26 protein-coding genes are annotated in these 24,455 nt (G+C 61.7%); 7 read left to right on the forward strand and 19 right to left on the reverse strand.

From position 1 onward, the window contains the following. From IFT47_RS20525 to IFT47_RS20535, 3 genes are all read left to right on the forward strand, one after another. The coding region (locus tag IFT47_RS20525; protein WP_244657582.1) for a hypothetical protein at positions 1 to 353 on the forward strand (353 nt) is incomplete at its 5' end. Positions 354 to 667: 314 nt separating this feature from the next. After that, positions 668 to 1,117 carry a hypothetical protein gene (locus tag IFT47_RS20530; RefSeq protein ID WP_192173838.1) on the forward strand — a complete coding sequence of 150 codons (450 nt, stop codon included), beginning with the start codon at positions 668 to 670 and terminating at the stop codon, positions 1,115 to 1,117. Positions 1,118 to 2,069: 952 nt separating this feature from the next. Then, positions 2,070 to 3,374, forward strand: coding sequence for a tyrosine-type recombinase/integrase (locus tag IFT47_RS20535; RefSeq protein WP_192173839.1), 1,305 nt, complete (start codon positions 2,070 to 2,072; stop codon positions 3,372 to 3,374). A gap of 41 nt (positions 3,375 to 3,415) precedes the next feature. Here the strand turns inward: IFT47_RS20535 and IFT47_RS20540 are convergent, their stop codons facing one another. From IFT47_RS20540 to IFT47_RS20585, 10 genes are all read right to left on the reverse strand, one after another. After that, positions 3,416 to 4,498, reverse strand: coding sequence for a protein-glutamate methylesterase/protein-glutamine glutaminase (locus tag IFT47_RS20540; RefSeq protein ID WP_192173840.1), 1,083 nt, complete (start codon positions 4,496 to 4,498; stop codon positions 3,416 to 3,418). Next, a complete protein-coding gene (gene cheD, locus IFT47_RS20545; protein WP_192173841.1) occupies positions 4,461 to 4,994 on the reverse strand; it encodes a chemoreceptor glutamine deamidase CheD in 534 nt (177 codons plus the stop codon). The genes IFT47_RS20540 and cheD overlap by 38 nt, the downstream gene beginning before the upstream one ends. Then, the gene (locus IFT47_RS20550; protein WP_192173842.1) at positions 4,991 to 5,800 is read right to left on the reverse strand and encodes a CheR family methyltransferase; all 810 of its coding nucleotides are present in this window, start codon (positions 5,798 to 5,800) and stop codon (positions 4,991 to 4,993) included. Before IFT47_RS20550 ends, cheD begins: the two co-directional genes overlap by 4 nt. Before the next feature lie 9 nt (positions 5,801 to 5,809). Further along, the gene (locus IFT47_RS20555; RefSeq protein ID WP_192173843.1) at positions 5,810 to 6,349 is read right to left on the reverse strand and encodes a chemotaxis protein CheW; all 540 of its coding nucleotides are present in this window, start codon (positions 6,347 to 6,349) and stop codon (positions 5,810 to 5,812) included. Between the two features lie 36 nt (positions 6,350 to 6,385). Further along, entirely contained in the window at positions 6,386 to 8,044 is a 1,659-nt protein-coding gene (locus IFT47_RS20560; protein WP_192173844.1) for a methyl-accepting chemotaxis protein, read from the reverse strand. Positions 8,045 to 8,073: 29 nt separating this feature from the next. Then, positions 8,074 to 10,119, reverse strand: coding sequence for a chemotaxis protein CheW (locus IFT47_RS20565; protein WP_192173845.1), 2,046 nt, complete (start codon positions 10,117 to 10,119; stop codon positions 8,074 to 8,076). Positions 10,120 to 10,186: 67 nt separating this feature from the next. Further along, positions 10,187 to 10,474 (reverse strand): STAS domain-containing protein, encoded by a 288-nt coding sequence (locus IFT47_RS20570; protein ID WP_192173846.1) that lies wholly within the window; start codon positions 10,472 to 10,474, stop codon positions 10,187 to 10,189. Between the two features lie 23 nt (positions 10,475 to 10,497). Further along, a complete protein-coding gene (locus IFT47_RS20575; RefSeq protein WP_065990830.1) occupies positions 10,498 to 10,866 on the reverse strand; it encodes a response regulator in 369 nt (122 codons plus the stop codon). 9 nt (positions 10,867 to 10,875) lie between these two features. Then, the gene (locus IFT47_RS20580; RefSeq protein WP_192173847.1) at positions 10,876 to 12,090 is read right to left on the reverse strand and encodes a methyl-accepting chemotaxis protein; all 1,215 of its coding nucleotides are present in this window, start codon (positions 12,088 to 12,090) and stop codon (positions 10,876 to 10,878) included. A gap of 253 nt (positions 12,091 to 12,343) precedes the next feature. Then, a complete protein-coding gene (locus tag IFT47_RS20585; RefSeq protein WP_192173848.1) occupies positions 12,344 to 12,862 on the reverse strand; it encodes an AAA family ATPase in 519 nt (172 codons plus the stop codon). A 131-nt stretch (positions 12,863 to 12,993) separates the two neighbouring features. Here IFT47_RS20585 and IFT47_RS20590 point away from each other — a divergent pair, with 131 nt between their 5' ends. From IFT47_RS20590 to IFT47_RS20600, 3 genes are all read left to right on the forward strand, one after another. After that, positions 12,994 to 13,728, forward strand: coding sequence for an HAD family hydrolase (locus tag IFT47_RS20590; RefSeq protein WP_192176539.1), 735 nt, complete (start codon positions 12,994 to 12,996; stop codon positions 13,726 to 13,728). Between the two features lie 56 nt (positions 13,729 to 13,784). Continuing rightward, positions 13,785 to 14,363 carry a nucleotidyltransferase family protein gene (locus tag IFT47_RS20595; protein ID WP_192173850.1) on the forward strand — a complete coding sequence of 193 codons (579 nt, stop codon included), beginning with the start codon at positions 13,785 to 13,787 and terminating at the stop codon, positions 14,361 to 14,363. Positions 14,364 to 14,607: 244 nt separating this feature from the next. After that, positions 14,608 to 14,850: a hypothetical protein gene (locus tag IFT47_RS20600; protein WP_192173851.1), complete on the forward strand. Its 243-nt coding sequence runs from the start codon at positions 14,608 to 14,610 to the stop codon at positions 14,848 to 14,850. Between the two features lie 62 nt (positions 14,851 to 14,912). Here the strand turns inward: IFT47_RS20600 and IFT47_RS20605 are convergent, their stop codons facing one another. The 9 genes from IFT47_RS20605 to IFT47_RS20645 form a co-directional block, all read right to left on the reverse strand. Next, entirely contained in the window at positions 14,913 to 15,263 is a 351-nt protein-coding gene (locus tag IFT47_RS20605; protein WP_407073248.1) for a RidA family protein, read from the reverse strand. A 37-nt stretch (positions 15,264 to 15,300) separates the two neighbouring features. Beyond that, complete coding sequence (locus IFT47_RS20610; protein WP_342345383.1) at positions 15,301 to 16,452, reverse strand: NAD(P)/FAD-dependent oxidoreductase; 1,152 nt, start codon at positions 16,450 to 16,452, stop codon at positions 15,301 to 15,303. 22 nt (positions 16,453 to 16,474) lie between these two features. Then, a complete protein-coding gene (locus IFT47_RS20615) occupies positions 16,475 to 17,869 on the reverse strand; it encodes an FAD/NAD(P)-dependent oxidoreductase (protein WP_192173853.1) in 1,395 nt (464 codons plus the stop codon). Next, positions 17,866 to 18,249, reverse strand: a complete 384-nt coding sequence (locus IFT47_RS20620) for a (2Fe-2S)-binding protein (protein ID WP_192173854.1) — start codon at positions 18,247 to 18,249, stop codon at positions 17,866 to 17,868. Before IFT47_RS20620 ends, IFT47_RS20615 begins: the two co-directional genes overlap by 4 nt. After that, positions 18,239 to 19,381: an NAD(P)/FAD-dependent oxidoreductase gene (locus IFT47_RS20625; protein WP_192173855.1), complete on the reverse strand. Its 1,143-nt coding sequence runs from the start codon at positions 19,379 to 19,381 to the stop codon at positions 18,239 to 18,241. Before IFT47_RS20625 ends, IFT47_RS20620 begins: the two co-directional genes overlap by 11 nt. Next, complete coding sequence (locus IFT47_RS20630; RefSeq protein ID WP_192173856.1) at positions 19,378 to 20,175, reverse strand: ABC transporter permease; 798 nt, start codon at positions 20,173 to 20,175, stop codon at positions 19,378 to 19,380. Before IFT47_RS20630 ends, IFT47_RS20625 begins: the two co-directional genes overlap by 4 nt. 6 nt (positions 20,176 to 20,181) lie before the next feature. Beyond that, positions 20,182 to 21,054, reverse strand: coding sequence for an ABC transporter permease (locus tag IFT47_RS20635; protein ID WP_065990802.1), 873 nt, complete (start codon positions 21,052 to 21,054; stop codon positions 20,182 to 20,184). Then, entirely contained in the window at positions 21,041 to 22,114 is a 1,074-nt protein-coding gene (locus tag IFT47_RS20640; RefSeq protein WP_192173857.1) for an ABC transporter ATP-binding protein, read from the reverse strand. The genes IFT47_RS20635 and IFT47_RS20640 overlap by 14 nt, the downstream gene beginning before the upstream one ends. A gap of 108 nt (positions 22,115 to 22,222) precedes the next feature. Next, complete coding sequence (locus IFT47_RS20645) at positions 22,223 to 23,299, reverse strand: extracellular solute-binding protein (protein WP_192173858.1); 1,077 nt, start codon at positions 23,297 to 23,299, stop codon at positions 22,223 to 22,225. A gap of 221 nt (positions 23,300 to 23,520) precedes the next feature. On the opposite strand from IFT47_RS20645, the gene IFT47_RS20650 reads away from it, so the two are divergent. Next, entirely contained in the window at positions 23,521 to 24,411 is an 891-nt protein-coding gene (locus IFT47_RS20650; RefSeq protein WP_192173859.1) for a LysR substrate-binding domain-containing protein, read from the forward strand. Positions 24,412 to 24,455: the final 44 nt, after the last annotated feature.

Raw genomic sequence — 24,455 nt, forward strand, 5'->3', positions numbered from 1 at the left:
ATTGGCAAGCATCGAGGAAGAGGCATCGAGGCAGCACGTGGCATAAAAAGTATGCGATTGCATACCAAAGTGGGGGTGTTACAGCACCCCCACCCCGCCAGACCGGAAAACGCAAAATGCAAGAGCTCTGGAAGATCGTCGGAAAGGATGGAGTGGAGCTGATCCAGATCACGTTTGAAGAGTCGCGCATCAACGTCCGGTACGGACCCGCAACAGGCTTCATGACGCGCTCAGAAGAGCCGGCAGAGGCCGCCATCAAAATCCCGAACCGGGAAACCGCAGAAGCGCTGGCACTGATCCTACGAAATACAACGCACCAGGTGTTCAAAAACGCCAAGGTAATCAGGGCCTAAAAGCGTCTCCGCCTTCGCTACGAACAGGGGCTTGCCCCTGCGGCCGGAGGCCTACCCATCGCAGCCTCAAGGAAATTGCCTCCGGGACCAACCACCGAGTGGCCTTGCGGGATTGGTCCGTTGCGGTAAAGCGGGTGATCAATGGAGGGCGTGGCGGCGGAGCTGAAAATTAGCCTAGTCCCGAGAAATTAGGTAACGGCATTTTGGTTACCAGAAAGGCGACGAGCGGTGTATTTATAGTAACGTTACCAGTATCTTATTATTGGTAACGTTACTATAATAGATCCATGGAAACCAAACATGGAGACGCCGAAATGATCGACCACACCGACAAACAAACACAACAAATCAACTTCGAAGCAAAGCGCGGCCGTGGTCGTCCGAAGACCGGCACCGCGATGACGCCTGCAGAAAAGCAAAGGGCTTACCGAGAGAGAAATAAAGGTAACGTTACTGATAGGTCGGGAGAGATAGAAGCGCTAAAGAAGGAAATCGAGGAGTTGAAAATCGCCCTGGGGAAGGAGGTGGTAGCGCGGAAAAAAGCAGAGGAGAAAATATTATTGGTAACGGAAAAGGGGGAAGAAGAACAGGGCAAAAAATACTGGCTGCAGCAGCGTCAGAAAGGAGAAAGGAAGTGGGTATACGTGAACAAAGAGTGCGGATTTACAGAGCAAAAGATAGCGAATGCGTGCATGAAGCATCTTGAGGAGTGCACCACAGTGGAGGGTCAATCGGCGTGGGAGTTCAGGGTTGTGAAAGGATAAAGCCTCGCATAATGAACGTTACATTAAATCCTTGCCGGGAGGCTGCGCAATTGTCCCGGCTGCGGAATAAACGTAACGTTACAGATATTATGCGTAACTGGATATTACTGTGCTGGGGCGGTGTGACGGAGAATCGAATGTGCCGCCTCTTGAATCCACTGTCCCTGGTCTTTCTGCATGCGGCCTGACTAGCGACGTCAACGCTTACCCTCGACTTCGGCGTTTCATCGATTGCCAGGTTCCCGGCCGTATTCATCACGATTACTGTTCGCTGCCGCTGCCCACCCTGCAAGGTCGGAATTTGAATTCACACGGGCACTTGATAAGCGTCACAACTGCCTGGCACCCGAATAACCGCCGGTGCTCGCATCAAGTGAGCGCCGATGTCTAACCGGCGCCGATGACTCGCGCCGCAGATCGCATCACAGGCTCGGCCCCTAGGACCTATCACAACGCGGTCCAACAACACATGCCTGATCACCCGGATTTAAAGAGCGAACCCGCGATACCCAGTCACAACAGGCCCAGCCGTCCCCAGCCAAAACCCAGGACAGCCCGCACGGTAAGCCAACGAAACCACTTAACCTAAGGCAGTCTAAAGTCGAACATTTAAGCTCGATTACGGCCGAGTATTCCCTGAAAGCCCCGTAATACTGGCCCTGCAGCCCATATACGCGAGACTGACAACGCCCGTACAGTCAGCAATACCGCCGCATTCACGCGCCAAAACTGGCCTAAACCTCGCAAAACCGCAGCCCAATTCAGAAACAACCAGCCCAATGACCTGAGATGCCCAAATCAGCCCACAAAAGCCAGAGAGATCCAGGCACCCCGACTAACACACCCCAACCCACAAATGCAATATCCGATAACTGTCAGACCCGGATATTGCATATGCACGTCACCTGCAGGATCATGCCGGCACCTCCCGCACTCACAGCCAGCGAATTCCATGCCCGCGCCGTCGTCACCCCATCCGCTGTTTGAAACCTACGCGAAGTTCGGTGAGCTGAACTTCAGTTCCTTAAAGGAAGAGCTTCCGGCGATCCGGGATTACCTGGAGCAATTCCCTGCTGAAACCCAGGCGATCGAAGGCTACCGCGCCGTGCGCAGCTTTCTCAAGTCCTACGCCGGCAACGAATCCACGTTCAATTCCTACCGGACCCACGTCGAGCGGCTGCTGCTGTGGACGATGCTCAAATCCAGAACGCCCCTCCTCGCCATGCGCCGCACCCAGGCTGAAAACTTTATGGAATTCTGCCTGGCGCCCGATCCGGCATGGGTCGGTCCGGTGGTCAAATCCCGCTTCACCCGCCTCGGTGCGCGCAAAAAAACCGCAACGGACACCTACGTGCTCAACCCTGATTGGCGGCCCTTCAGCCAAACCGTCGCCAAGGAAGAACGCAAGCGCGCGCAGGAAGAAAACCGGCCCGCTCTTCAGGACACGTATCGGCTGGCCCAAGGCTCTATCGCGCAGATCTTCGCGGTGTGCGGCAGCTTCTTTCAGCACGCGATCGATGAGGGTTTCTGCGAGCAGAACCCGTTTCGCGCGGTAAAACAAAAGAGCAAATACAAAGAGCGCAACACCGATAACCAGGACACGCGCATCCTGACCTCGCTGCAGTGGGATTTCGTGTTGGAGACCGCCGAGTTGCTGGCGGCCGAGGACGCTAAGTACGAGCGCACGCTGTTTATCGTGGCAACGATATTCGCCATGTACCTCCGCGTTTCCGATCTGGTGGGCCGCGATAACTGGAAGCCGACCATGGGCGATCTGCGCAAGGACGGCGCCGGGAACTGGTGGTATCACGTGGTGGGCAAAGGCAATAAAGCCGGCAAGATCAGCGTGCGTGACGATTATGTCGAGAATTACCTCAAGCGCTGGCGCCTGCACCAAGGCCTGTCACCCCTGCCCGGCTTCCGTGAAAGCACGCCGCTGATTGCCACTCAGCGTGGACGCGCCGGGTTGTCCGACCGGCATATCCGCGTCCTGCTGCAGGAAGTATTCGACCGCGCGTTGCAGCGCATGCAGGCCGAGCACTGGCCGGATGAAGACGTCGGTCGCCTGCGCGCGGCGTCCTTGCACTGGCTGCGCCACACCTCGGCGACCTTCGATGCGCCGCACCGCGACATGAAGGATCTGCAGGTCGATCTGCGGCACAACAGCCTCAGCACGACACAGAACGTCTACTACAACTCCGAGGATGAAAAGCGGGCGTATTCGGTCAAGCGTCTGCCCATGAAAGAGCGATCGTGATCGGTCATTCCCTGGGCAGATGCTGAAGGTCAGCGGTCAGGCTAACTGTTGAGGATTGCCTGATGAATATGCTCCAGCGGCATGATCCGCTGGGCAGCGTTGAGCTTGATGGCCTCCTTGGGCATGCCGAACACCACGCAGCTCGCTTCATCCTGGGCCACGGTGGCGCCGCCGGCGTCGAGCATCTCCTTGAGACCGCGCGCGCCGTCATCGCCCATGCCGGTCATGATGATCCCGGTAGCGTTCTTGCCGGCGAACTTGGCCACCGACCGAAACAGCACATCCACTGAAGGTCGATGCCGGTTCACCTGCGGGCCGTCAATCACCTGGGCGTGATAATAAGCGCCACTGCGATTGACCATCAGGTGCTTGCCACCGGGCGCGATCAAGGCCAAGCCTGGGAGGATTCGATCGTTGTTCCGCGCTTCGCGCACCTCGATCGCACAGATGCTGTTGAGGCGCTCGGCAAACGAGGCGGTGAACTTCTCTGGCATGTGCTGCACGATCACAATGCCCGGACACACCCTCGGCAGCGCCTTGAGCACCGCTTCCAGCGCCTGGGTTCCGCCCGTGGAGGTGCCGATGGCGACGATGCGCTCAGTGGTCTGCGCCATGGCGTGGCCACTGGCGGCAGGCAGGATTGCATCTGCAGTCAACTTACCGGCCGGAACTGGCAACGGCGCCGGGCTGGCGCTGCGCTTTCCCAGGTTCCTGACGTTGGAGTTGGCGGCAGCGCGTATCGCGGCCACCAGCTCGGCCGCCGATTCGATCAGGAAATTTTTCAACCCGGTCGTGGGTTTGGTGATGATTTCCACTGCGCCTGCCGACAACGCCTGCAGGGAGGTTTCCGCGCCTTTTTGGGTCAGCGAGGAACAGATGACCACCGGCGTCGGCCGCTCGCTCATGATTTTCTTGAGAAAGGTGATCCCGTCCATCCGCGGCATTTCCACGTCCAGCACGATCACATCGGGCCATTCCCGGGCGAGCTTGTCCATGGCGAAAATCGGGTCGGACGCGGCACCCATCACGTGGATATCCGGCGTGTCGCTGAGAATGGCCATCAGCACCTGACGCACCACGGCCGAGTCATCGACCAGCAGTACGCTGATTTTTTTGGTAGGCATCTTGTTGAAGTGTTCCCATTGGTTGGTGCCGAACCCAGACGTTGCCGTTCCACACGTCGAACATGATCGTGCGGTGACCGGTGCTGCCCATGTCCTGAGCAGTCAGGTGCAGGTGGTAACGCTCGGCCAGGGCCAGCGCCGCGCGAATATTCATACTGGCGACGTCCTGCGTGCGCGGGTCGCGCGGCTGATCGGGAAACATTCTGCCGCCGCCGAACAGCTTGATTTGGTAGTCCTGGACGTGAGTCCCATTGGCGAGGGCATGTTGAAGCAGCAACTCCAGCGCCTCGTCGCCATATCGGCCGTCCAGCGGCTGATCGTGACGCAGGCGCCCTGGCAGCATGAAGTGACACATGCCGCCGATCAGCCGTTGCGGGTGCCAGAACGTGATCGCCACGCAGGAACCGAGCAGTGTGCGCAAGCGCGTCGGGCGCGTCGCGAAACTGACCTGACCCGGGACCAATACCACTTCGGCGGCACCGACGGGCATTTTCATGGCTTGCGGTAAATCGATGGCGCCACCAGCTTCAGGGTGTCATTCACACCGTGGAGGCTTTCCGAGTGACTGATGATCAAGTAGCCACCGGGCTTGAGTAGCGGCAGCATGCGTGCGACGACCTGGGCCTTGGTCGGCTGGTCGAAGTAAATCATCACATTGCGCAGGAAGATCACCTCGAATTCACCGAGCGCCGGCAGCGCTTCGTTGAGGTTGACCTGGACAAAATTGACGCGGCTACGCAGGGTTTTGTCGATCAGGAAGGTGCCCTCCTGGCGCCCGATGCCCTTCAGGCAGTACTTGACCAGCAGCGGCTGAGGCAACGTCTCGGCACGCCCCATGGCGTAATGGCCGCTGCGCGCCTTCGCCAGCACTTGAGTACTGATGTCCGAACCCACCACTTCCCAAGGCGTGGTACCCAGACCTTCCGCCAAGGTCATCGCCAGGCTGTAAGGCTCCTCGCCCGACGAACTGGCCGCGCTCCATACCCGAAACACCTTGCCCGGCGCAGCCTTGGGCAGCACCTGCTGACGCAAAAAGTCGAAGTGCTTGGGCTCGCGAAAGAAATAGGTTTCGTTGGTGGTCAGCAAATCCAGGGCAACTTGCAGCTCGCCCTTGCGCTGGTCATTCATGATCAGCTTGAAATACTCGCCATAACTCTGCAGCTCGTAATGCTTGAGGCGCTTGAACAGGCGCCCTGCCACCAGCGCTTTCTTGGCGGGCGACAGGTTGATGCCGGCCGCGCGGTACAGCCAGCTCTGGAACTGACCGAACTCACGGTCATCAATGGAAGCGGTGTCTGCCATGTTCGGGCCTCAACGCGGGTCGAGATCAAGGGACGGTGCCTGACCGGCTTCGGCAAGGCTGGACATCTCATCGATGGACAGCACGTTGTCCACGTCCAGCACAATCACGAACTTGCCATCGACCTTGGCCATGCCGTCAATGAAATCCGATCGAATCCGTGCGCCGAAGCTGGGCGGCGGCTCGATCTGTGTGGACGGAATCTCTTGCACGGCAGACACGGTGTCGACCAGCAAACCGATGTCCTGCGCCTGCCCCTCCTCGGTGCTCGCCTCAATGATGATGACGCAGGAGCGTCGAGTGATCGCGGAGTTCGCCCGGCCGAAGCGCGCCGACAGGTCGACCACCGGCACCACCGCACCGCGCAGGTTGATCACCCCGCGCACGAAGGCGGGCATCATGGGCACCACGGTCAGGCTGCCGTATTCGATAATTTCCTTGATCCCCAGAATGCCGATGGCAAACATCTCGCCGCCGAGCATGAAGGTCAGGTACTGCGCGTCCTCATCCACCGCAACTGCGGTTTGCCGAGTGGTCGTCACTGCGCCCATGTCGTTCTCCCTGTAGGCCCGCATCGATTGGTGTGATCAGAAGCGGGTGAATTCCGATTCGTCCGGGGCACTGGCCATGCTGTACGCGAACGCTTTGCGCGGCGGCTGCGGTTTGACCCGAGGCGGCTGATGGCCCGGCTTGCTGCCGGAGTTGTCCACGTTGTTGCTTTGAGCGGCGGGCCGTGGTGTTGAATCCAGCACGAAGAAACTCATGGCCTGTTGCAGCTGTTCGGCCTGGCTGCTCATCTCTTCGGCAGTGGCGGCCAGTTCCTCGCTGCTCGACGCGTTCTGCTGGGTCACTTGGTTGAGCTGGGTCATCGCCGTGTTGATCTGCGCGACACCGGCGGCCTGCTCTTCGGAGGCCGCGCTGATTTCCTGCACCAGGTCGCTGGTCTTGTTGATGGACGGCACCATTTCACCAAGCAACTTGCCGGCCTTCTCGGCCATGTCCACGCTGCTGGAAGACAGCTCGCCGATTTCCTGGGCAGCCACCTGACTGCGTTCGGCCAGTTTGCGCACTTCGGCCGCGACTACCGCGAAGCCTTTGCCATGCTCACCGGCCCGAGCGGCCTCGATGGCGGCGTTGAGGGCCAACAGGTTGGTCTGGTAGGCGATGTCATCGATGATGCTGATGCGCTGGGCGATTTTTTTCATCGCCACGACGGTCTGTTGCACCGAATCGCCGCCTTCGGTGGCTTCCTTGGCCGCTTTGCTCGCCATGCCATCGGTCACTTTGGCGTTTTCAGTGTTCTGGTTGATGCTGGCGCTCATCTGCTCGATCGAGGCACTGGTTTCCTCGACACTGGCCGCCTGTTCACTGGTCGCCTGGCTCATCGATTGAGCGGTGGCGCTGACCTGCTCGGACGCGCTGGCCAGGTTGTCGGCGGCGTTGCGCACTTCACCGATGATGTGTCCCAGCTTGCCGACCATGTTGCGCATGGCGTTGAGCACCATGCCGGTTTCATCCTTCGTCCCCGGTGCGATAGGTGCACTGAGATTGCCTTCGGCCAACTGCTCGGCGGCGGTGGCGGCTTGTCTCAGCGGACGCGAAATGATCCGCGCGATAAACACGGCCAGGCCCAGGCCGATCAATAACGCCGCCACCAGCGCCACGATGATCGCCAGGCGGGCGCTTTCATACAGCGCCGAGCCCTTGTCACCGGCAGCCGTTGCGCCGCCGTCATTGAGCTCGACCATTTTTTGCAGGCGGTTGGTCACATCATCAAAGCGAGTTTTGGACTCGCCCCTCAGCAAGACGCGTGCCCGGTCTTCTTGATTCTGCCGAGACAGTTCGAGCACCTGATTGCTGGTTGCCAGGTAGGCGGCCCATGCGCTTTTCGCAGCGGCCAGAAGCTGACGATCTTCGTCGTTCGACAGCAACTGCTCATAGGTGCCCACGCGGGTTTCGAACTGCTGGCGGGACTCGGCGGCTTCCCGCTCAGCCTGGGCCTTCTCTTCAGCGACGTCGGTCGTTATGGAGCGGTACTCTTTCAAGCGATAGTTGGCGGCAAAAAAACGCATGCCTGCCGCTGCACGCATGGAAGGCATCCAGTTACCCCGGATGTCCTGGGCCGCCTGGTTGACGGCCCCCAGCTGATGGATGGCAAAGACGCCCATCGCCGCGGTGAGTGCCAGGACCACCAGGAATGAGCTGATCAACTTGGTGGATATTTTGAGATCGTAAAACCATTTCATCGTGGAGCCTCCAGGGTGTTGCGAATACGTCAGCGGGCGACGACGGTTGGCGAATAAGCCGCCTGGGTCGTGCGGGCTTCCAGTTGTACGATTTGGTTGAGCAATGCCGGTATGTCGAGGATCAGCGCCACCGCCCCGCTGCCCAATATGGTGGAGCCGCTGATGCCGCGCAGTGCGCCAAACAACTTGCCCAACGGTTTGATCACGGTCTGGAACTCACCGAGCAGGTCATCGACGACCAGCCCGGCCTTGTGCTCGGCGTAGCGGACTACCACCACATTCTGGCGTCGGCCGGCGCTGCCTTCGTGGCTGAAGTGCTCGCGCAGGTCTACCAGCGGCAACACCTCGCCACGCAAATCCAGGTAACCCTGGTCGCGGCTCGACTGGCGCTGGTATTCGTCCAGTTCGATGCATTCCTGAACCATGTCCAGCGGAATCACGTAGGTGGATGTATCGATGCCGACCAGAAACCCGTTGATGATCGCCAGAGTCAGCGGCAAGCGAATGCGCACCACGGTGCCCTCGCCCGGGCGACTGTCCAGATCGACAGTGCCGCGCAGCAAGGTGATGTTGCGCTTGACCACGTCCATGCCCACGCCACGGCCCGACAGATTGGTCACCGCCTCGGCGGTCGAGAAACCCGGTTCGAAGATCAGGTTGTAGATCTCCTGATCAGAGAGCACCGCGCCGCTGGCCACCAGGCCGCGCTCTTGAGCTTTCTCCAGGATTCGTTCGCGGTTGAGTCCGTTGCCGTCGTCGGCGATTTCGATGACGATGCTGCCCGAGTCGTGGTAGGCGTTGAGGCTCAGATGGCCCTTCCCCGCCTTGCCGGCAGCGCGCCGGGCCTCGGCGCTTTCGATGCCGTGGTCCATGGCGTTGCGCAGCAGGTGCATCAACGGGTCGCCGATTTTCTCGACAACGGTCTTGTCCAGTTCGGTTTCTGCACCGCTGATGGTCAGCTCGATGTCCTTGCCCAGCTCCTGGCTGATGTCGCGCACCACGCGGCGGAAGCGGTTGAACGTGTCGCCAATGGGGATCATGCGCAGGTGCAGTGCGCCATCGAGAATCTCCTCCACCAGTCCCGATACCGTCGAGGTCGCCTCTTGCAGAGGGTCGTTCTGACAGGAACGTGCCAACAGGCTGGCACCGGCGCTCGCGATCACCAGTTCGCCGACCAGGTTAATCAGCTCGTCAAGCTTGTCCGCATTGACGCGCACGTAGTTGCCGTCCCGGGCTTTCGGCTCACTGGCCGCCGGTAGCCGCTGCACCGAAGCCGTCAATGGGCCCTGCTCCACCTGAGCAACCAACTCGCTGCCGACGGACACCGCACCGATTGACGCCTCATCGATGGCCTCGATGCGCACTTCACAGTCGTCACGCACAAAGTCGAAGACTTCGTTGAGGGTGGCGTGGCTGGCGGTCGAGCGCAGGTCGATCTCGAAACCCAAATAGCAGCTTTCCGGGTCCCAGCTGTCCAGTGCCGGAATAGTGTCGGTGAGAGTCGTGACCTGCGTGATCTGCCCCAAGGTTTCCAGGTAGCGCAGGAACGACAGCGGGTCCATGCCATTGCGAAACACGTCCACACCGAAGCGCAGGGAGATATGCCAGAGCACCTCGGCTGACGTGTCGGCAGAGCCGGTTTCGGTGTTTTGAACGCCGGTGTCGGGGTTACTGTGCGGGGCCTGATAGGTGCTCAACGCCTCGCGCAATGCCGCTTCACGCTCCAGGGCCGCCGGCTGGAGCGTTTCGCCACGGCTGGCGACGACATTGATCAACTCCAGCATATGATCGCCGCACTTGAGCAGCACCGCGATCAGCCCGGTGTCGACTGCCACACTGCCGTCGCGCAGACGGTCGAGTACGTCCTCGACGATGTGCGTGAAGCTGACGACGGGGTTCAGGCCGAACAGACCGGCGGAACCCTTGATGGTGTGCGCGGCACGAAAAATCGCGCCGATGGCATCCTGGTCAGCAGGCTCGGTTTCCAACTGCAGCAGGGATTGCTCCATCACCTGCAGCAGTTCGTGCGCCTCGACAATGAATGTCTGCAATGCCTGGTCGAGATTGATGCTCACCTGGACCTTCCTTGTCTATCAATGAACGTGCAATGAACGTGGCGGGGACTGGTGTGGCGGGCGCTGGCTATGAGGCCGCTTTGCGGCACAGCTCAAGGGCCTGCGTGACCGCCACGCTCTGGCCGGTGACGCTTAACGCCGTGCCAGTGCTGTCGGCTTCACGCTGGATGACCGCGAGCAACTGCAGCCCCGCTCCATCCATTTCTGTGACCTGCGAGAGGTCGAGCTTCAGGCGTGGCGCCTCACCCATCTGCGGCAATAGCGCGCCCGCCAGCTCGGCGACGGAGTAGATCGTCAGCTCTCCGTCAATACTGACGCAGGTGCTGTCGTCGAGTGTTTCGATGGTGATCGGCATCGCAGCCTCCCTCGCGCAAGGATTCAGGGCAGGATCAGTTTCGACACCGCTGCCAGCATCTGCGCGGGCTGGAACGGTTTGACCACCCACGCCTTTGCACCCGCCGCCTGGCCCTCGGCCTTCTTCGACTCCTGGGATTCGGTGGTCAGCATGATGATCGGGGTGAACTTGTAGCTGGCCAGCTTCTTGACCTCCTTGACGAAGGTGATGCCGTCCATGTTGGGCATGTTCACGTCGCTGATGATCAGGTGCACTTTCTGCCCGGTGAGCTTGCCCAGCGCATCCTTGCCGTCGCACGCCTCGATCACGTCGTAACCGGCGCTTTTCAGGGCAATGCCTACCACTTGCCGCACGCTGCTGGAGTCGTCGACCACTAATACATTCTTCGCCATGAGGGGCTCCTAAAAGAAGGTGATGTCTTGAGAGTTCTGCTGCACAGGCGTCTCGCCACGGTGGGTGCGCCGCTGCTCGTCAGTGGCGTAGGTAGCGTCCATGCGTGCCAGCCACTGGCGGGCATCAATGGACGTCGCCTGATCCGGGGCTTCGCTGGCCTGGAGCAGGTGGCCATGCAAGTCGTCCATGTTGTCGCGCACGTGGCTGAGGATCTGGCTCACACGGTCCTGGAATTGCAGGTCGACCAGCACCTCGGTCATCTCGTCACCAATGCCCCGGCTTTCCTGCTTGAGCAGGTCCGCGGATTCGGCCAGGCGGCCGGTGGTGTTATGAAAACGCTCGAGCACGACTTGGATGCTGTTTTCTGACGCGGCCACCGATTGACTGTCCTGATCGGCGCTGCTGGAGGCGGCGTGCACCAATTGGGTGATGCCGTTATTGATGATGTCGACCTTGGCCGACATCTGCTGGCCGGTCTCGCTGGATTTGCTCGACAGGCTGCGCACCGCGTCGGCCACCACGGCAAAGCCGCGACCGGCTTCACCCGCACGGGCCGCTTCAATGGCCGCGTTGAGTGCCAGCAGGTTGGTCTGCGCGGCAATCGCCGCCACATCGGCGGCCATGGTGCGCAGTTCGCCGGTATACGCGGTGAGGCCGCGCACCTGGGCCAGGGTCTGGTCACGGCTGGTTTGAGCGGCCTTGAGCGAGTTGATCACCTGGCTCAAATCGCTTTCGCTGAGGGACAGCACTTCAAGCGCCCCGTCCGCGGTTTGCCCATCGAGTTCGCCGGCAGCGCGCTGGGAAGCCTGAACCGTTTCCTGCAACCGCGCTGCGATTCCGATGAAGCGATTGGTCAGATTCACAATCGCTTCTTCGGTCTGATACCGAGAGCTTTCCACTTGCCGGGCCCAGATCGGCATGGCGCCCAGCAATACCTCATCGAGTTGTACCCGCGAGGTCATGCCGTTGCTCGCCGCGTCTGCCTCTGACTGATCCGCTTGTGCTCGGGCAGTGGCTCGCAGCACCACGTCACGTTGGGAAACAGCACTCCACACCCCCGCGCCGAGGCCGACCAGAACCAGTGCCGCGCACGCGATGAGGTTAGGGAGAGAGGTCGACTGGAACAGTATCCAGGCGACGGCGGGCACGACCGGAACGAGGGTGAACCCGAGAAAGCGCCGAGAGCGGAGAACGGAAATGGGGCTGGATTGACGCTGGGTCATGGGTTCGATCCTTGAACAATGTTGCGTATGTAACTGACATCACGGTTATCTGCCCAGCGCGTCACAACTTGAGTCACCCCCCCTGCCTTCCGTCTGGTTTATGACTGTCGCGTGACCGGCTCGGCGACTTCACGGTAATTGATCACCTCATCCGTTGAACCTGCTGCATCTGCCTGACCGCCAGGCCTAGACCAAGGCCGCAGCTTTATCGAGTTCATGGTTGAGCGGTTTGGTTGAGGCCCCTTTTTTCAATTCAGGTGCCTTTGGATTCATATACTGAAATGTGCTCGACAATCGCTGCCAATGCCTCTGCCGGGGAATCAAGTGCGGTGTCTACGGTGAAGGGATCTGTATCCCAAGGCTCATAGTCATGGTTCATAACGGATTGCCAGGCAGGAGGCGTCAGCCCCAGGATATCGACCTGCCGGGTCTCCACCCTGCGCCGATGCTCCGTCATGTCGGAACAGATGACCTGAACATTCATCAGTGGCGCGCCAGAGCGAGAGGATACGTCGGTCCACGCTCTCCGGCTCTCCATCACGGGATTCACACAGTCGACAACCACCGTGCTGCCCAAACCAAGGTTGCTGGCCGCCAACTCGTAGGCGATCTGATAACCCGTGCGGCCCACATCCCGCGCAAATTCCGGCGAATCACGAAGGGCTTGTTCAATCGTATCGATGCGCACATAGACGGCACCCAGCGTCGCGGCCAGACCCTTGGCGAGGGTTGTCTTACCGGTGCCGGGCAAACCACTGAAGACGATGAGCATCTTAGACTCCCCATAGGATGTACTGAAAAAGCAGGCTAATTTACTCATATGAGGGATGCCAGCGCCGCCAGTGGTGTTCAAGATCAAATAAATCAGACCCTTTGAAGACAACATTTTGAGTTGAACCACCCATGCACATCCGCGCCGTTTTGTTCGACCTCGACAACACGCTGGTCCATCGCCGGCAAAGCATCGATGCCTACGCGGAAGTGTTTGTGCGCGAGTATGCATCGCACCTTGGCAGCCATGATCTTGCGCTGATCGCCGACCTGATTGCAGCTCAGGACAACGGCGGTTATCTATCAGCGGACAGTCCTCACCCCACTATCAGAATGGCTGTCGCATCAGCGCTGGTTGAACGCCTGCAATGGCGGCTACCGGTGGACGTGGCAGAGCTGGCAGCGCATTGGGTCGAGCTGTTGCCGGCGCAAACCGTCGAGATGCCGGGCGCTTGGACGCTGATCGACACGCTGCTGGGACACGGCATCACCGTCGGTATCATTTCCAACGGCACCCAGCGATCACGCGAGCGCACAGTCGCTCGCCTCCCCTTTGCACGGCACGTCACGCATCTGGTGAGCTCCGAGGCAGCAGGCTGTCGAAAACCCGATCCGAGGATTTTTCTGCAGGCGGCTCAACTGCTGGGGCTCGATGCGGGCGAATGCATGTACGTGGGCGATCATCCGATCAACGACGTCAAAGGCGCTGAATCCGCTGGCATGAAGGCAGTGTGGTTAAGCGGGTTTCACCCCTGGCCGCAGTCGGAAGCGGCGCCCGTCACTACCGTGGATGCATTGGTGGATGTTCTGCCGCTGCTTGAGCAGGCAAACAGCGGCGGTAGATTCACCCGCGCAGACCCGTCCTGATCGGTTTTTTTTCAAACAGAGCTCGCTGCCAAAGCTGCCCCACCCAGGAACTCCACATGACACTGACTGCCTCCGGCCTCATCGATCTCGCCCTCTCCAACCCGATCAACGCCCAACTGGTCGAGCGGCTGCCATCGCTGGGGCTCAACCAGACCCTGCTCACCGCAGGCTGCCTGTTTCAGGCGGTCTGGAATCGGCTATCCAACCGTCCCGCCGAATGGGGCGTGAATGATTACGACGTGTTCTATTTCGATGAGGACCTCTCATGGGAGGCAGAGAACCGCGTCATTGTGGCGGCGCAGGCGCTCTTTGAGGACTTGGACGTCAAAGTGGAGCTGCGCAATCAGGCGCGCGTGCACCTGTGGTTCGCAGACCGGTTTGGCTATGACTACCCGCCGCTCCAGTCCGCGAAAGAAGGCATTGACCGCTTCCTCATCTGCTCGACCTGCGTCGGACTGCACATCGACACGGGCGAGCTCTACGCGCCCCATGGCCTGGATGAGCTCGAACCGGGAATTTTGCGTATGAACCCGAACTTCCCGCAACCGGCGCAGTTCCGCAAAAAGGCGCAGGACTATCAGGCTCGCTGGGACTGGTTGCGCGTTATTGAGTCCGGGCCAGATTCCGGTCTCTAAAACGGTTCTGGTGACCCACGCCAGCGCATTGAATTGACGCCAGACTTGAGTAAAGCAAACCCCTTTAAAAAGGATGGCGTCAAATTACCGACTGCCAAGCGACACCTAAATCAACACGACGCCTAAAGGCGTCATATTCCCGACGAAATGCATCTCTGCCGCATTGCCTTCTGCCATCACCTCCCCTCAAAATCGCCGCACACCCGCTGTCCCGCGCCGTGATTTGCCAAAAGGAATGAGAGCAATGAAGAGCATCTTTGTGGTTGTAATGACTATGTGTTCCGGTGGGGAAGGATGTCTGGACGAGAGCCAGCCGACGGCGTATTCGACCCGAGCAGAATGCATGGAGAGCGTTGCCGTGATGCCGACCAGAAAGGGCATCAAATACCGCTGTTCATCGGTGCCCCAGGTGCTGATTACCCAGCAGCGCCGCGCGACCCAGAATCACCTGGTGACCAACTCCGCCGAAGCGTCTGTCCGCCCTTGAGCGACAACGCCGGGTCAGGGATAGACCCGGCCCGGCGCAGTGCATTTACATAGCCGGCTGACTCAGCCCGCCGCTACCACTGTGATTTCCACCAGCAAATCCGGCGCTGCCAGGCGTGATTCCACGGTGGCCCGCGCGGGTGCGTGCCCCTCCGGCGCCCAAGCGTCCCACACTTCATTCATGCCGGCGAAATTCGCCGCGATGTCCGACAGCCAGACCTGCGCGGTAAGAATCCGCGTCTTGTCCAGGCCGGCCTTGGCCAAGTAGTTGTCGATCTTCTCCAGCACTTGCGCCGTTTGCCCCTTGATGTCCAACGTGCGATCCGTTGCGGTCTGGCCGCCGAGGAAGGTAAAGCCGTTGCACTGCACGACGCGGCTCATGCGTTGGTTGGTTTCGATGCGATTAATTTCCAGCATGTGAACTCCTGATGGGAGGGAGGGTGTTAAGGGTTTATCGAACGACTAAATGGGCGCCGCTTGAAATATCGAACTGTGGCGTTTTACAACGGGCGTCATCAAACCGGCCGATGTCGAACGCCTCCAGCGAAATGTCCGAATGCTCGCCGAGGATCTGCTGCGCCAGGCGCTTGCCGGTGCCGGGGCCCATCTGGAAACCGCTGCCGCAGAATCCGAACGAATAACTGAGATGGCTGGCCTTGCGGCTCGCGCCGATCACCGGCAAATCATCCGCGGTAAACGCTTCGACGCCGGCCCAGACGCGATTGACACCCAGGTGCTTGAGGTGAGGAAACAGGTCGGTGACGGTCCTCGCGCTGATGCCAAGGCGGGCCAGGTCCACTTCGCCGTGGCGCGCCGGGAAATCCACGCTGCCAATCAGTTTGCCGCCGATCACCACCGTGCCATTGGCGAACTGCTTGAATGACAGCGAGCGACCGGTTGCCCCCAGCACCGGCGCGCAAAACGGCGCGACGCGGTGGGTGACCATCAGCATCAAGCCTTCGGGGTGGGCCGGCACCGATTCGCCGACTTGTTCGGCCAACTCCCGCGCCCAGGCCCCGGCGGTGATCACCAGATGCCCGGCGCTGAACACCCCGGCGGGCGTGGTGACCTGCCACTCACTGCCGCGTTGCTCGATGCGTTGGGCCGATGTCGTTTCAAGCACCTTCACCCCGAGCTTTTCCGCCGCCAGCCGAAAGCTCGTCACCGTTCTGTAGGGAATGGCATAGCCGTCATCCTTGACCCAGATGCCACCCACCACATGCCGTGCCACCGTAGGGATGATCTCGAACACCTGCTGAGCGTCGATCAGCACTTCATGGGTGAAACCCAGGCGCTGCAAGCGGTTGACCCGCTGTCGGCATTCGTCGAGTTCGGCGGCGGTTTCTGCGAGTTTGAGCTGGCCGCTGGGTACGAAGCCGCCGTCATCACCCAGCGTCTGCGCCAGGTCGTGCCAAAGGGCGCGGGACAACAGCGCCAGGGGGATTTCCGCATCGTGACGGCCGAGGGTGCGCACCCCGCCGGCGTTGACCCCGGACGCATGGCGGCCGCAGTAATCAGCCTCCAGCACTGTGACCTCGACGCCGCGCTGAGCCAGGTGCAACGCAGTGCTCAGACCGTGAATGCCGCCGCCTATCACCAGCACGTCGCTGTGCCTTGCCCGCGCCTCACTCACCGGCCAGCTCTCCCAACGTGATGGGCTTGATCGGCGGGCGAATGCGGTAGTAACCGACTTCTGCCGCCGACACGCCGCGGGCCTTGGCGATCACTTCGGTGACCGTCAGCCCGCACATCCGCCCCTGACAAGGCCCCATGCCACAGCGGCCGAAGGATTTGGCCTGATTGGGGCCGGCGCAGCCCAGGGCGACGAATTTGCGCACGTCGCCCGCCGTGACTTCCTCGCAGCGGCAGACGATGACCTCATCGGCGGGGATGCGGTTCGCTTCCTTCGGCTGATAGAGCGCATCGAGAAACGGCCGAATGCGCAGGTTTAACGCGAGCTTTTCACGCAGCGGCCCTGCCCGTTCATCACGCTGACCTGTATCGAACCTGCCCAGCCGTTGCGCAATGCCCAGCGCCGCCAACTCACCCTGCAGGGCCGCGGCCTGGGCACCGCCAATGCCGGCGCCGTCACCGGCGACGAACATCCCCGGCACGTCCAGCTCACCCCACGGGTCGACCACCGGGCTGAAGCACAACTGATCGACGTCCCAGACATGGCGTGCGCGCAACGACTGACTGAATTGGATGTTCGGGACTACGCCCTGATGCAACAGCACGCAACGCGCGTCGATCCGCTGAGCCTTGCCGGCCACGGTGAAGGTCAACGCCGTGGCGGCGTCCTCACCCTCGATCGCCAATTGCTCGGCGCCGGTGTGGTGCGGGATGCGGGCGCTGCGCAGGCTGCGCATCAACTCCAGGCCCTTGCGCAAATACGGCCAGGCACGCAACGCCGCGAACAGATAACGCCGCGCCCGCCAGTAATCTTCCGGCCGCGTGGTGTCGACCAAGGCCTTGATCGGCACGCCCGCGCGCAGGTATTGCCAGCCGAGCAGGTACAGCAGCGGGCCACAGCCGGCCAGCACCACCGGCTCGGTCGGGGCCAGACCTGCGCTTTTCAGCAGAATCTGCGCGGCGCCTGCGCTCATGACACCGGGCAAGGTCCAGCCCGGAATGGGAAACGGCCGCTCCATGGCGCCGGTGGCGAGCAACACGGCCCTGGCCTGAAGCGTGTGCAAGCGTCCGTCGCGCAGGTAGCTGACCTGATGATCCCGGGTCACCTGCCAGACCGCCGCGCCTTTTTCATAACGCACCGATGACGACGCCAGGGCCTGGGCCAGCACGTTGCCATGGGCGTAATCCGCGCCGAGGAGATCCCTCCGCGACAGTGGCGCGAGGGTAATGCCGCGATAAATCTGACCGCCCGGACTGCCCTGCTCGTCGAGCAACACTACCTGCAAACCGAACCCGGCCAGGGCCACCGCGCCTGCCATGCCGGCGGCACCTGCGCCCACGACGACCACGTCCACAGCGTCCACGACGCCGCCAAAAAGATCATTCATGACTGCACCTCGACGGTCTGCACACTGGCGGTTTGCACATCGGCGTTCTGCACATCGCCGGGCTGGAAAATCAGGTCCCGCGCGCCTTCCTGGGAGCGGATGCGCATGCCGTCCGCCACTTCGATCAGGCAGCTCTGGCGGTTGGGCACGCCGTCGATGTCCACCAGGCACTCGAAGCACACGCCCATCATGCAATACGGCGCCCGAGGCGATTCGCTCACCGGCGTCGCGCGAAAACGGTTGATGCCGGACATCAACAGCGCCGCCGCCACACTGATGCCCGCCGGCACCTCGAGGGTTTGATCGTTGAAGCTGAGGCTGACAGTCCGCGTCGACCTGACTTCACTCATGACCGGTTGAAACAGCGGATCAGTGCGCATGGGAAAACACCTTGTCAGTCAGGAAACGCTCGCCGGCGAATGCGCCGAGCTCGTCAGGCATGGCACCGCCCATGACCCACGGCGCGATGCGCAGGGCGTGGGCGGCGGCCAGGGTCACGCCGCTGTGGCAAGTCACCACGAAGGCGCCCGGGTGGCTGGCCGATTGCTGATAAATGGGAAATCCATCGGGGCTCAAAACGCGCAGCGCCGCCCAGGCCCGAATCAGCCGCACCTCACGCAGCAATGGAAAGGTCGCGACACCGCGCCGGGCGATGGCTTCAAGCACGTGGGTGGAGGTGCTGTCGTCGAACCCCACCTCTTCCATTGAGTCGCCCAATTGCACGGTGCCTTCGTCGGTCTGCCGAACGTGGACCGTCGGGTGATCAAGAAACGGCCGGACCCGCTCGCTGACCAGCACTTGGCCGCGGTTCGGCGCCACTGGCGCATGCAAACCCACTTGGCGGGCCAGCCCCGGATTGCCCAGCCCGGCCGCCAGCACCACCCGTGGCGCGAGGAAGCGTTGAGTGCCGGCAGTGACGCAAAACTCACCGGTTGCACCGTCGATGCGATCCACCTGAATGCCGCCGTAAAGCCGCGCGCCTTTGGCCTGGGCCGAGGTGTGCAGCGCGCGTAGCAGTTTCAGCGGATTGACGTGACCGTCCTGGGGCGTGTAACTGGCGCCCACCACGGACGGGCCGATCAAGGGCAAGCGCGCCTTGAGGTCGGCGGCGTCGAGCATCTGAAAGGGATAGTCGCCGAGGGCGTCCTGCAGTGTTTGCAGACGCGATTGCCGCTCGATCAGCTCCTCGTCGCTGAAGCACATATGGAAACCGCCCGGCTGCCTGAGCTGCACGTCCACCCCGCTGTCGGCCATCAGCGCCCGGGCGAAGTCCGGCCAGCAGCTTGCCGAAGAACGCGTCCAGCGCGAATAGTCCGGCAAATCGTGGCCCTTGCCCTGAACCCAGACCAGCCCGAAATTGCCCCGCGAGGCGCGAAACGCATCGTCACCCTGGTCCAGCACCACGGTGTCGGCGCCGCTGCGGGCCAGGCCGTAAGCGACTGCCGTTCCGACCAGCCCGCCGCCGATGACGATCACGTCCGAGTGAATGACGCTCTGTGTGCCCTGGCTCATTTGCCTTCTCCAATCAAGACCCGGTCCAATCCGACCATTCGGTCCAATATCAGCATCAGCAGCAAGGTGCCGACGATCAGCACCGTCGACACCGCCGTGATCAACGGGTCGATGGTCTGGGAAATCTGGTTGTACATCGCCACCGGCAGCGTCGTAGTACCGGGGGTGGCGACGAACACGGTCATGGTCAGTTCGTCGAAGCTCTGGATGAACGCGAGCATCCAGCCGCCGACCACACCGGTGCGAATCCGCGGCAGCACCACCCGGTAAAACGCCGTCCAGCGGCTGGCACCGAGGGACAGCGCGGCGTGCTCGATGTCCCGCTCAAGGCCGATGGTCGAGGCCAGCGTCAGGCGCAGCGCATAGGGCAGCACGACAATCACGTGGGTCAGGGTCAGCGCCCAGAACGAGCCGCCGATCTGCGCCAGGGAAAAGAAGCGCAGGAACGCGATGCCGAGCACCACCGAGGGAATCATCAGCGGCGACAGCAGAAACCCGGTCACCGCACCCCGGCCGGGAAAGTCATAACGGCTGATGGCCAGTGCCGCAGGAATCGCCAGCAGCGCGGCAATGGTCGCCGACGCCAGGCCGAGTTTGATCGACAGCGCGAAGGCGTCGAGCATGTCCTGGTTGTCCGCCAGCGCCCGGAACCAGCGCAGCGACAGGCCTTCGGTGGGCAGCGACAGGTAGCCCTTGCTGGTGAACGCCATGGCCATCACCACCACCAGCGGCGCGACGATGAAGGTGACAAACAGGGCATGGAACAGCAGCGAGAAAAATCCGTTCTTGTGCATGGTCGGCTACTCGAAGACTTGCTTGAACCGGCGCTCGGCCAGTTTGCTGCAACCCAGAATGATGATCAGATTCGCCAGCAGCAGAAGCATCGCGATGGCCGCGCCGAGGGGCCAGTTGAGGGTGCCGAGGAATTCGTCGTACGCTGCTGTCGCCACCACTTTCAGGCGCCGGCCGCCGATGATCGCCGGGGTGGCGAAGGCCGACGCGGCCAGGGCAAAGACGATGATCGAGCCGGACAGCACGCCGGGCATGATCTGCGGCAGGATGATCCGGCGGAACACCGTCAGCCGCGACGCGCCGAGGGACAGGCCCGCCCACTCCACTTGAAGGTCCAGCCGTTGCAGGGTGGCCCAGACCGCAATGACCATGAACGGCACCAGCACGTGGGTCAGGGCAATGACCACGCCGACCTGGGTAAACAGCATTTTCACTGGTTGGTCAGTGATGCCCAGGGCTTGCAGGGCATCGTTGATCAGGCCGTTGTTGCCCAGCAGAATCGCCCAGCCCAGGGTCCGCACCACCACGGAAATCAGCAGCGGTCCCAACACCACCAGCAGGAACAGCGAACGCCAGCGCGGCGCCATGCGCGCAATGATGATGGTTTCCGGAATGCCCAACAGCACGCACAACACCGTGACCGCCAGGGCCATGCCGCCGGTGCGCAGGAAGATCTCGTGGAAGTAATCGTCCTTGAACACTTCGAGGTAATTACCAAGGCTGTAGCTCGGCACCACGCCGTCCGTGTCGCTGAACAGGTTCAATGACAGCACGGCGGTCAGCAGCAAGGGCGCCAGCAACAGCGCGATGAACACCAGCAATGCCGGCCCGCTCAGCAGCCACGGTGCCACGCCCACCCGTTCGGCGTCATACCTGGCCATGGGTGACCTCCCGGTCCAGCAGGCGCAGGTCGTCATCCGACCAGTCCAGCCCGACCTCACTGCCCTCCTCCGGCGGCGGTGTGCCGAGGTTTGGCAGGGTCATGTGCACCAGGCCCAGGCGACTTTCCACCGCCATCAGCCACAGATTGCCGAGGAACACCCGCAGCCTGACGCGCCCGGAAAACCGCCCGCTGCCCAGCGCCACCAGACGGATTTTCTCCGGGCGGATGTAGACGTTGACGTCATTGCCCAGCGCGCGGTCTTCGTGGGGCACATGCATTAGCGTGTCGTGGACTTGCACGTGACAGCATCGGTCGTTGCGCAATTGCACGGCACCGGCGAAGGCATTGGTCTTGCCGAGGAAGGCCGACGCGAAGGGCGAATGCGGCCGCTCGTAGGCTTCGAAGGGCGTGTCGATCTGCACGATGCGGCCCTTCTGCATCACTGCGATGCGGTCGCTCATGGTCATGGCTTCGACCTGATCGTGGGTCACCAGAATGGTGGTGATGCCCAGCTCGCGCTGAATCGCCCGCAGTTCGATGTGCATCTCTTCGCGCAGCTTGGCGTCGAGGTTGGACATCGGCTCGTCGAGCAGCAGCAGGTTCGGACGGATCGCCAGTGCGCGGGCAATCGCCACACGCTGGCGCTGACCGCCTGACAGGGCTTTCGGGTAACGCTCACCGAGGCCCGCGAGGCGCACCAGATCCAGCGCTTCGTCGACGCGCTTGCCGCGCTCGGCCCTGGGCACGCCGCGCATTTCCAGGCCGAAGCTGATGTTCTGCGCCACGGTCATGTGCGGAAACAGCGCATAACTCTGAAAGACGATGCCCAGCCCGCGCTGCTCGGGCCGCACGTGGGTGATGTCGCGGCCGTCGAGGACGATCCGGCCTTCGGTGGGCTGCACAAAGCCGGCGATGGATTGCAGCGTGGTGGTCTTGCCGCAACCGGACGGGCCGAGCAAGGCGATGAACTCGCCGTGCCGGACTTCCAGGTTCAAACCGTCAATGGCCCTGAACGTGCCGTAGGTCTTGACGATGCCTTCAAGGGTGAGAAATGCCATGGGCGTGCCACGCAGGCGGACCTGCGTCTCCAGAAGGGTGCTCGGGAAGATCGGCGGTTACGTCGATCAGCGACTGTCGATCAGCGAAAGGGATCGGTAGATCGACCGCTATCGCTCGACGGTGCGGTTCCAGCGCGTGGTCCACTCGCTGCGCTGCTGATTGATGGTTTCCCAATCGACCTTGATCAGCGCGTTGACCTTCTCCGGCCCGTACGGCATGCGCGCGGCGACGTCATCCGGCAGCTTGACGGTCTGGTTCACCGGCGCAAAACCATTCTCCCGCGCCTGGATTTCCTGCACTTCAGGTGACAGCACGTACTGAATGAACGCCTGGGCCAGTTCGGATTGCGCGTTGGGGGTCACGCTGCACGCGGCGACCTGCAGTGCGATGCCGCCTTCCTTCGGGTAAATGAATTTGAGCGGGAAGCCGGTGCCCTGCAACGCCACGGCCCGACCGCTGCCGTACACCGCCATGACGATGTCGCCGTTCTGCATCATGCCGTCCATCTCGCCCGGCGCCGACACCCATGCCAGCACGTTGGGGCCGATTTCATCCTTGAGCGCCTTGAAGCCGGGGTCGATGTTTTTCTCGCCGCCGCCCCTCAGACGGGCCATTTCCACCAGCGTGTGCAGGCCGTAGGTGTTGGTCACCGGCGGCATGCCGAGCAGTTGCTTGAAACGCGGGTCGGTGAGGTTTTCCCAGGAATCCGGTGCCGCCCAGCCGCGCTTCTTGAACGCGTCTTCGTTGTAGCCGATACCGGTGGCCACCACGCCAATCCCCGTGGCTTCAGGGCTCAGCCGCGCCAACGGATAAAGGTCCTTGTAGATCGGCGCGTCGCTGAGCTTTTCGCACAGGCGCATCTGCAACGCCTGGTACATCGGGCCGTCGTCCATCATCGCGACGTTGATCTGCTGACGGCCCTTCTGCGCCTGCAGCTTGGCCAGGGTCTCCGTGGAGTTGCCGGCGACGTAGACGACTTTGACGTTGTGCTGTTTTTCGAAAGCCGGGATGACGCGGTTCTTGTACATCTGCTCGGTAGAGCCGCCGACCCCGGCCACGTACAGCGTGGTCTCGGCGAAGGCCGGCGTGCTGCCCATTGCTGCGAGCGTCAGGGCAAGGGCCACGGCACTGCGATGGAAGGGACGAAACGGTCGTGCTGCTGAGGGAAGGTCAAGGCTATTCACAGACTATCTCCGAAGTGCGTGGGGCAGATCGAACAATGCGTCAGTCGCTTCGGCGTGAACCGAGGCCGTGCATGCAGCGTGCATGCTCCCGGCGAATCCATCGCGGGGTGGCGCATCTTCATGTGCGCTATGGGTGGCTGGTTCGAGTATTGCGACGGCCCCTCCATATGGTCAAATACGGATATCCGCCTTAGTTATTCATATCTGATATGGAGCGCGCCGTGAACCTGAGACAGATCGAAGCCTTCCGCAGCGTCATGCGCCTGGGTTCCATGACCGCTGCGGCGGAGGTGCTGTTTACCTCGCAACCCAACATCAGCCGGCTGATTGCCCAGCTGGAACTGATCACCGGGCTGACCCTGTTCAAGCGAGCGGGCGTCAGGCTGATTCCGACCCAGGAGGGTCAGGCGTTTTTTCAAGAGGTCGAACGAGCCTACGTCGGGCTGGACAGCCTCAAGCTCTCGGCGAAGAACATCCGTAACCTGGGCACGGGGCGCCTGCGGGTGGCGGCGGTGCCTTCGACCGGGCTGAGCATGATTCCCCGAGTGCTGAAGGCGTTTACCGAGTCGCGACCGGAGCTGACGGTTTCCCTGCACGTGAACTCTTCGCCCACCGTCGAGCAATGGGTGAAGTCCCAGTTCTGCGACGTGGGGATTGTGGTGCACCCCGGCGATGTCGACAGTCAGCAGATCGAGTTGCTCAGTGAAGTGGCGGCGGTGTGCGTGCTGCCGGCGGCTCATCCATTGGCGAGCCGGAAAGAGATCACCTTTACCGACCTGGAGGGAGAGACCTTTGTTTCGCTCTGCCACGGCGACGGCACCCGTGCGCTGGTCGATGGCCTGTTCGAGCAGGCGGGCGTGGAACGGGTCATGACCGTGGAGGCGCAGTACAGCGCGATCAATTGCGAGATGGTGGCGCTGGGCATGGGCATCACCCTCGCCCACCCCCTGGTGGCCCGGGATTATCGCCATCGCGACATCGTCATCCGCCCGTTCGTGCCGCAGATCCTCTTCCCCACCTACGTCATGTGGGCCCCGGCCCAGACGCGGACAAAATTGTCCGAAGAGTTCGTTGATACGCTGAAAGCGTTCTACCGGGACATCGTTTTTTAGGGCTGAAGGGGATGCTGCTGAATATTAGTTTTGTAGGACCGGCT

This window comes from Pseudomonas sp. CFBP 13711, from assembly GCF_014842265.1.
Lineage (GTDB): Bacteria > Pseudomonadota > Gammaproteobacteria > Pseudomonadales > Pseudomonadaceae > Aquipseudomonas.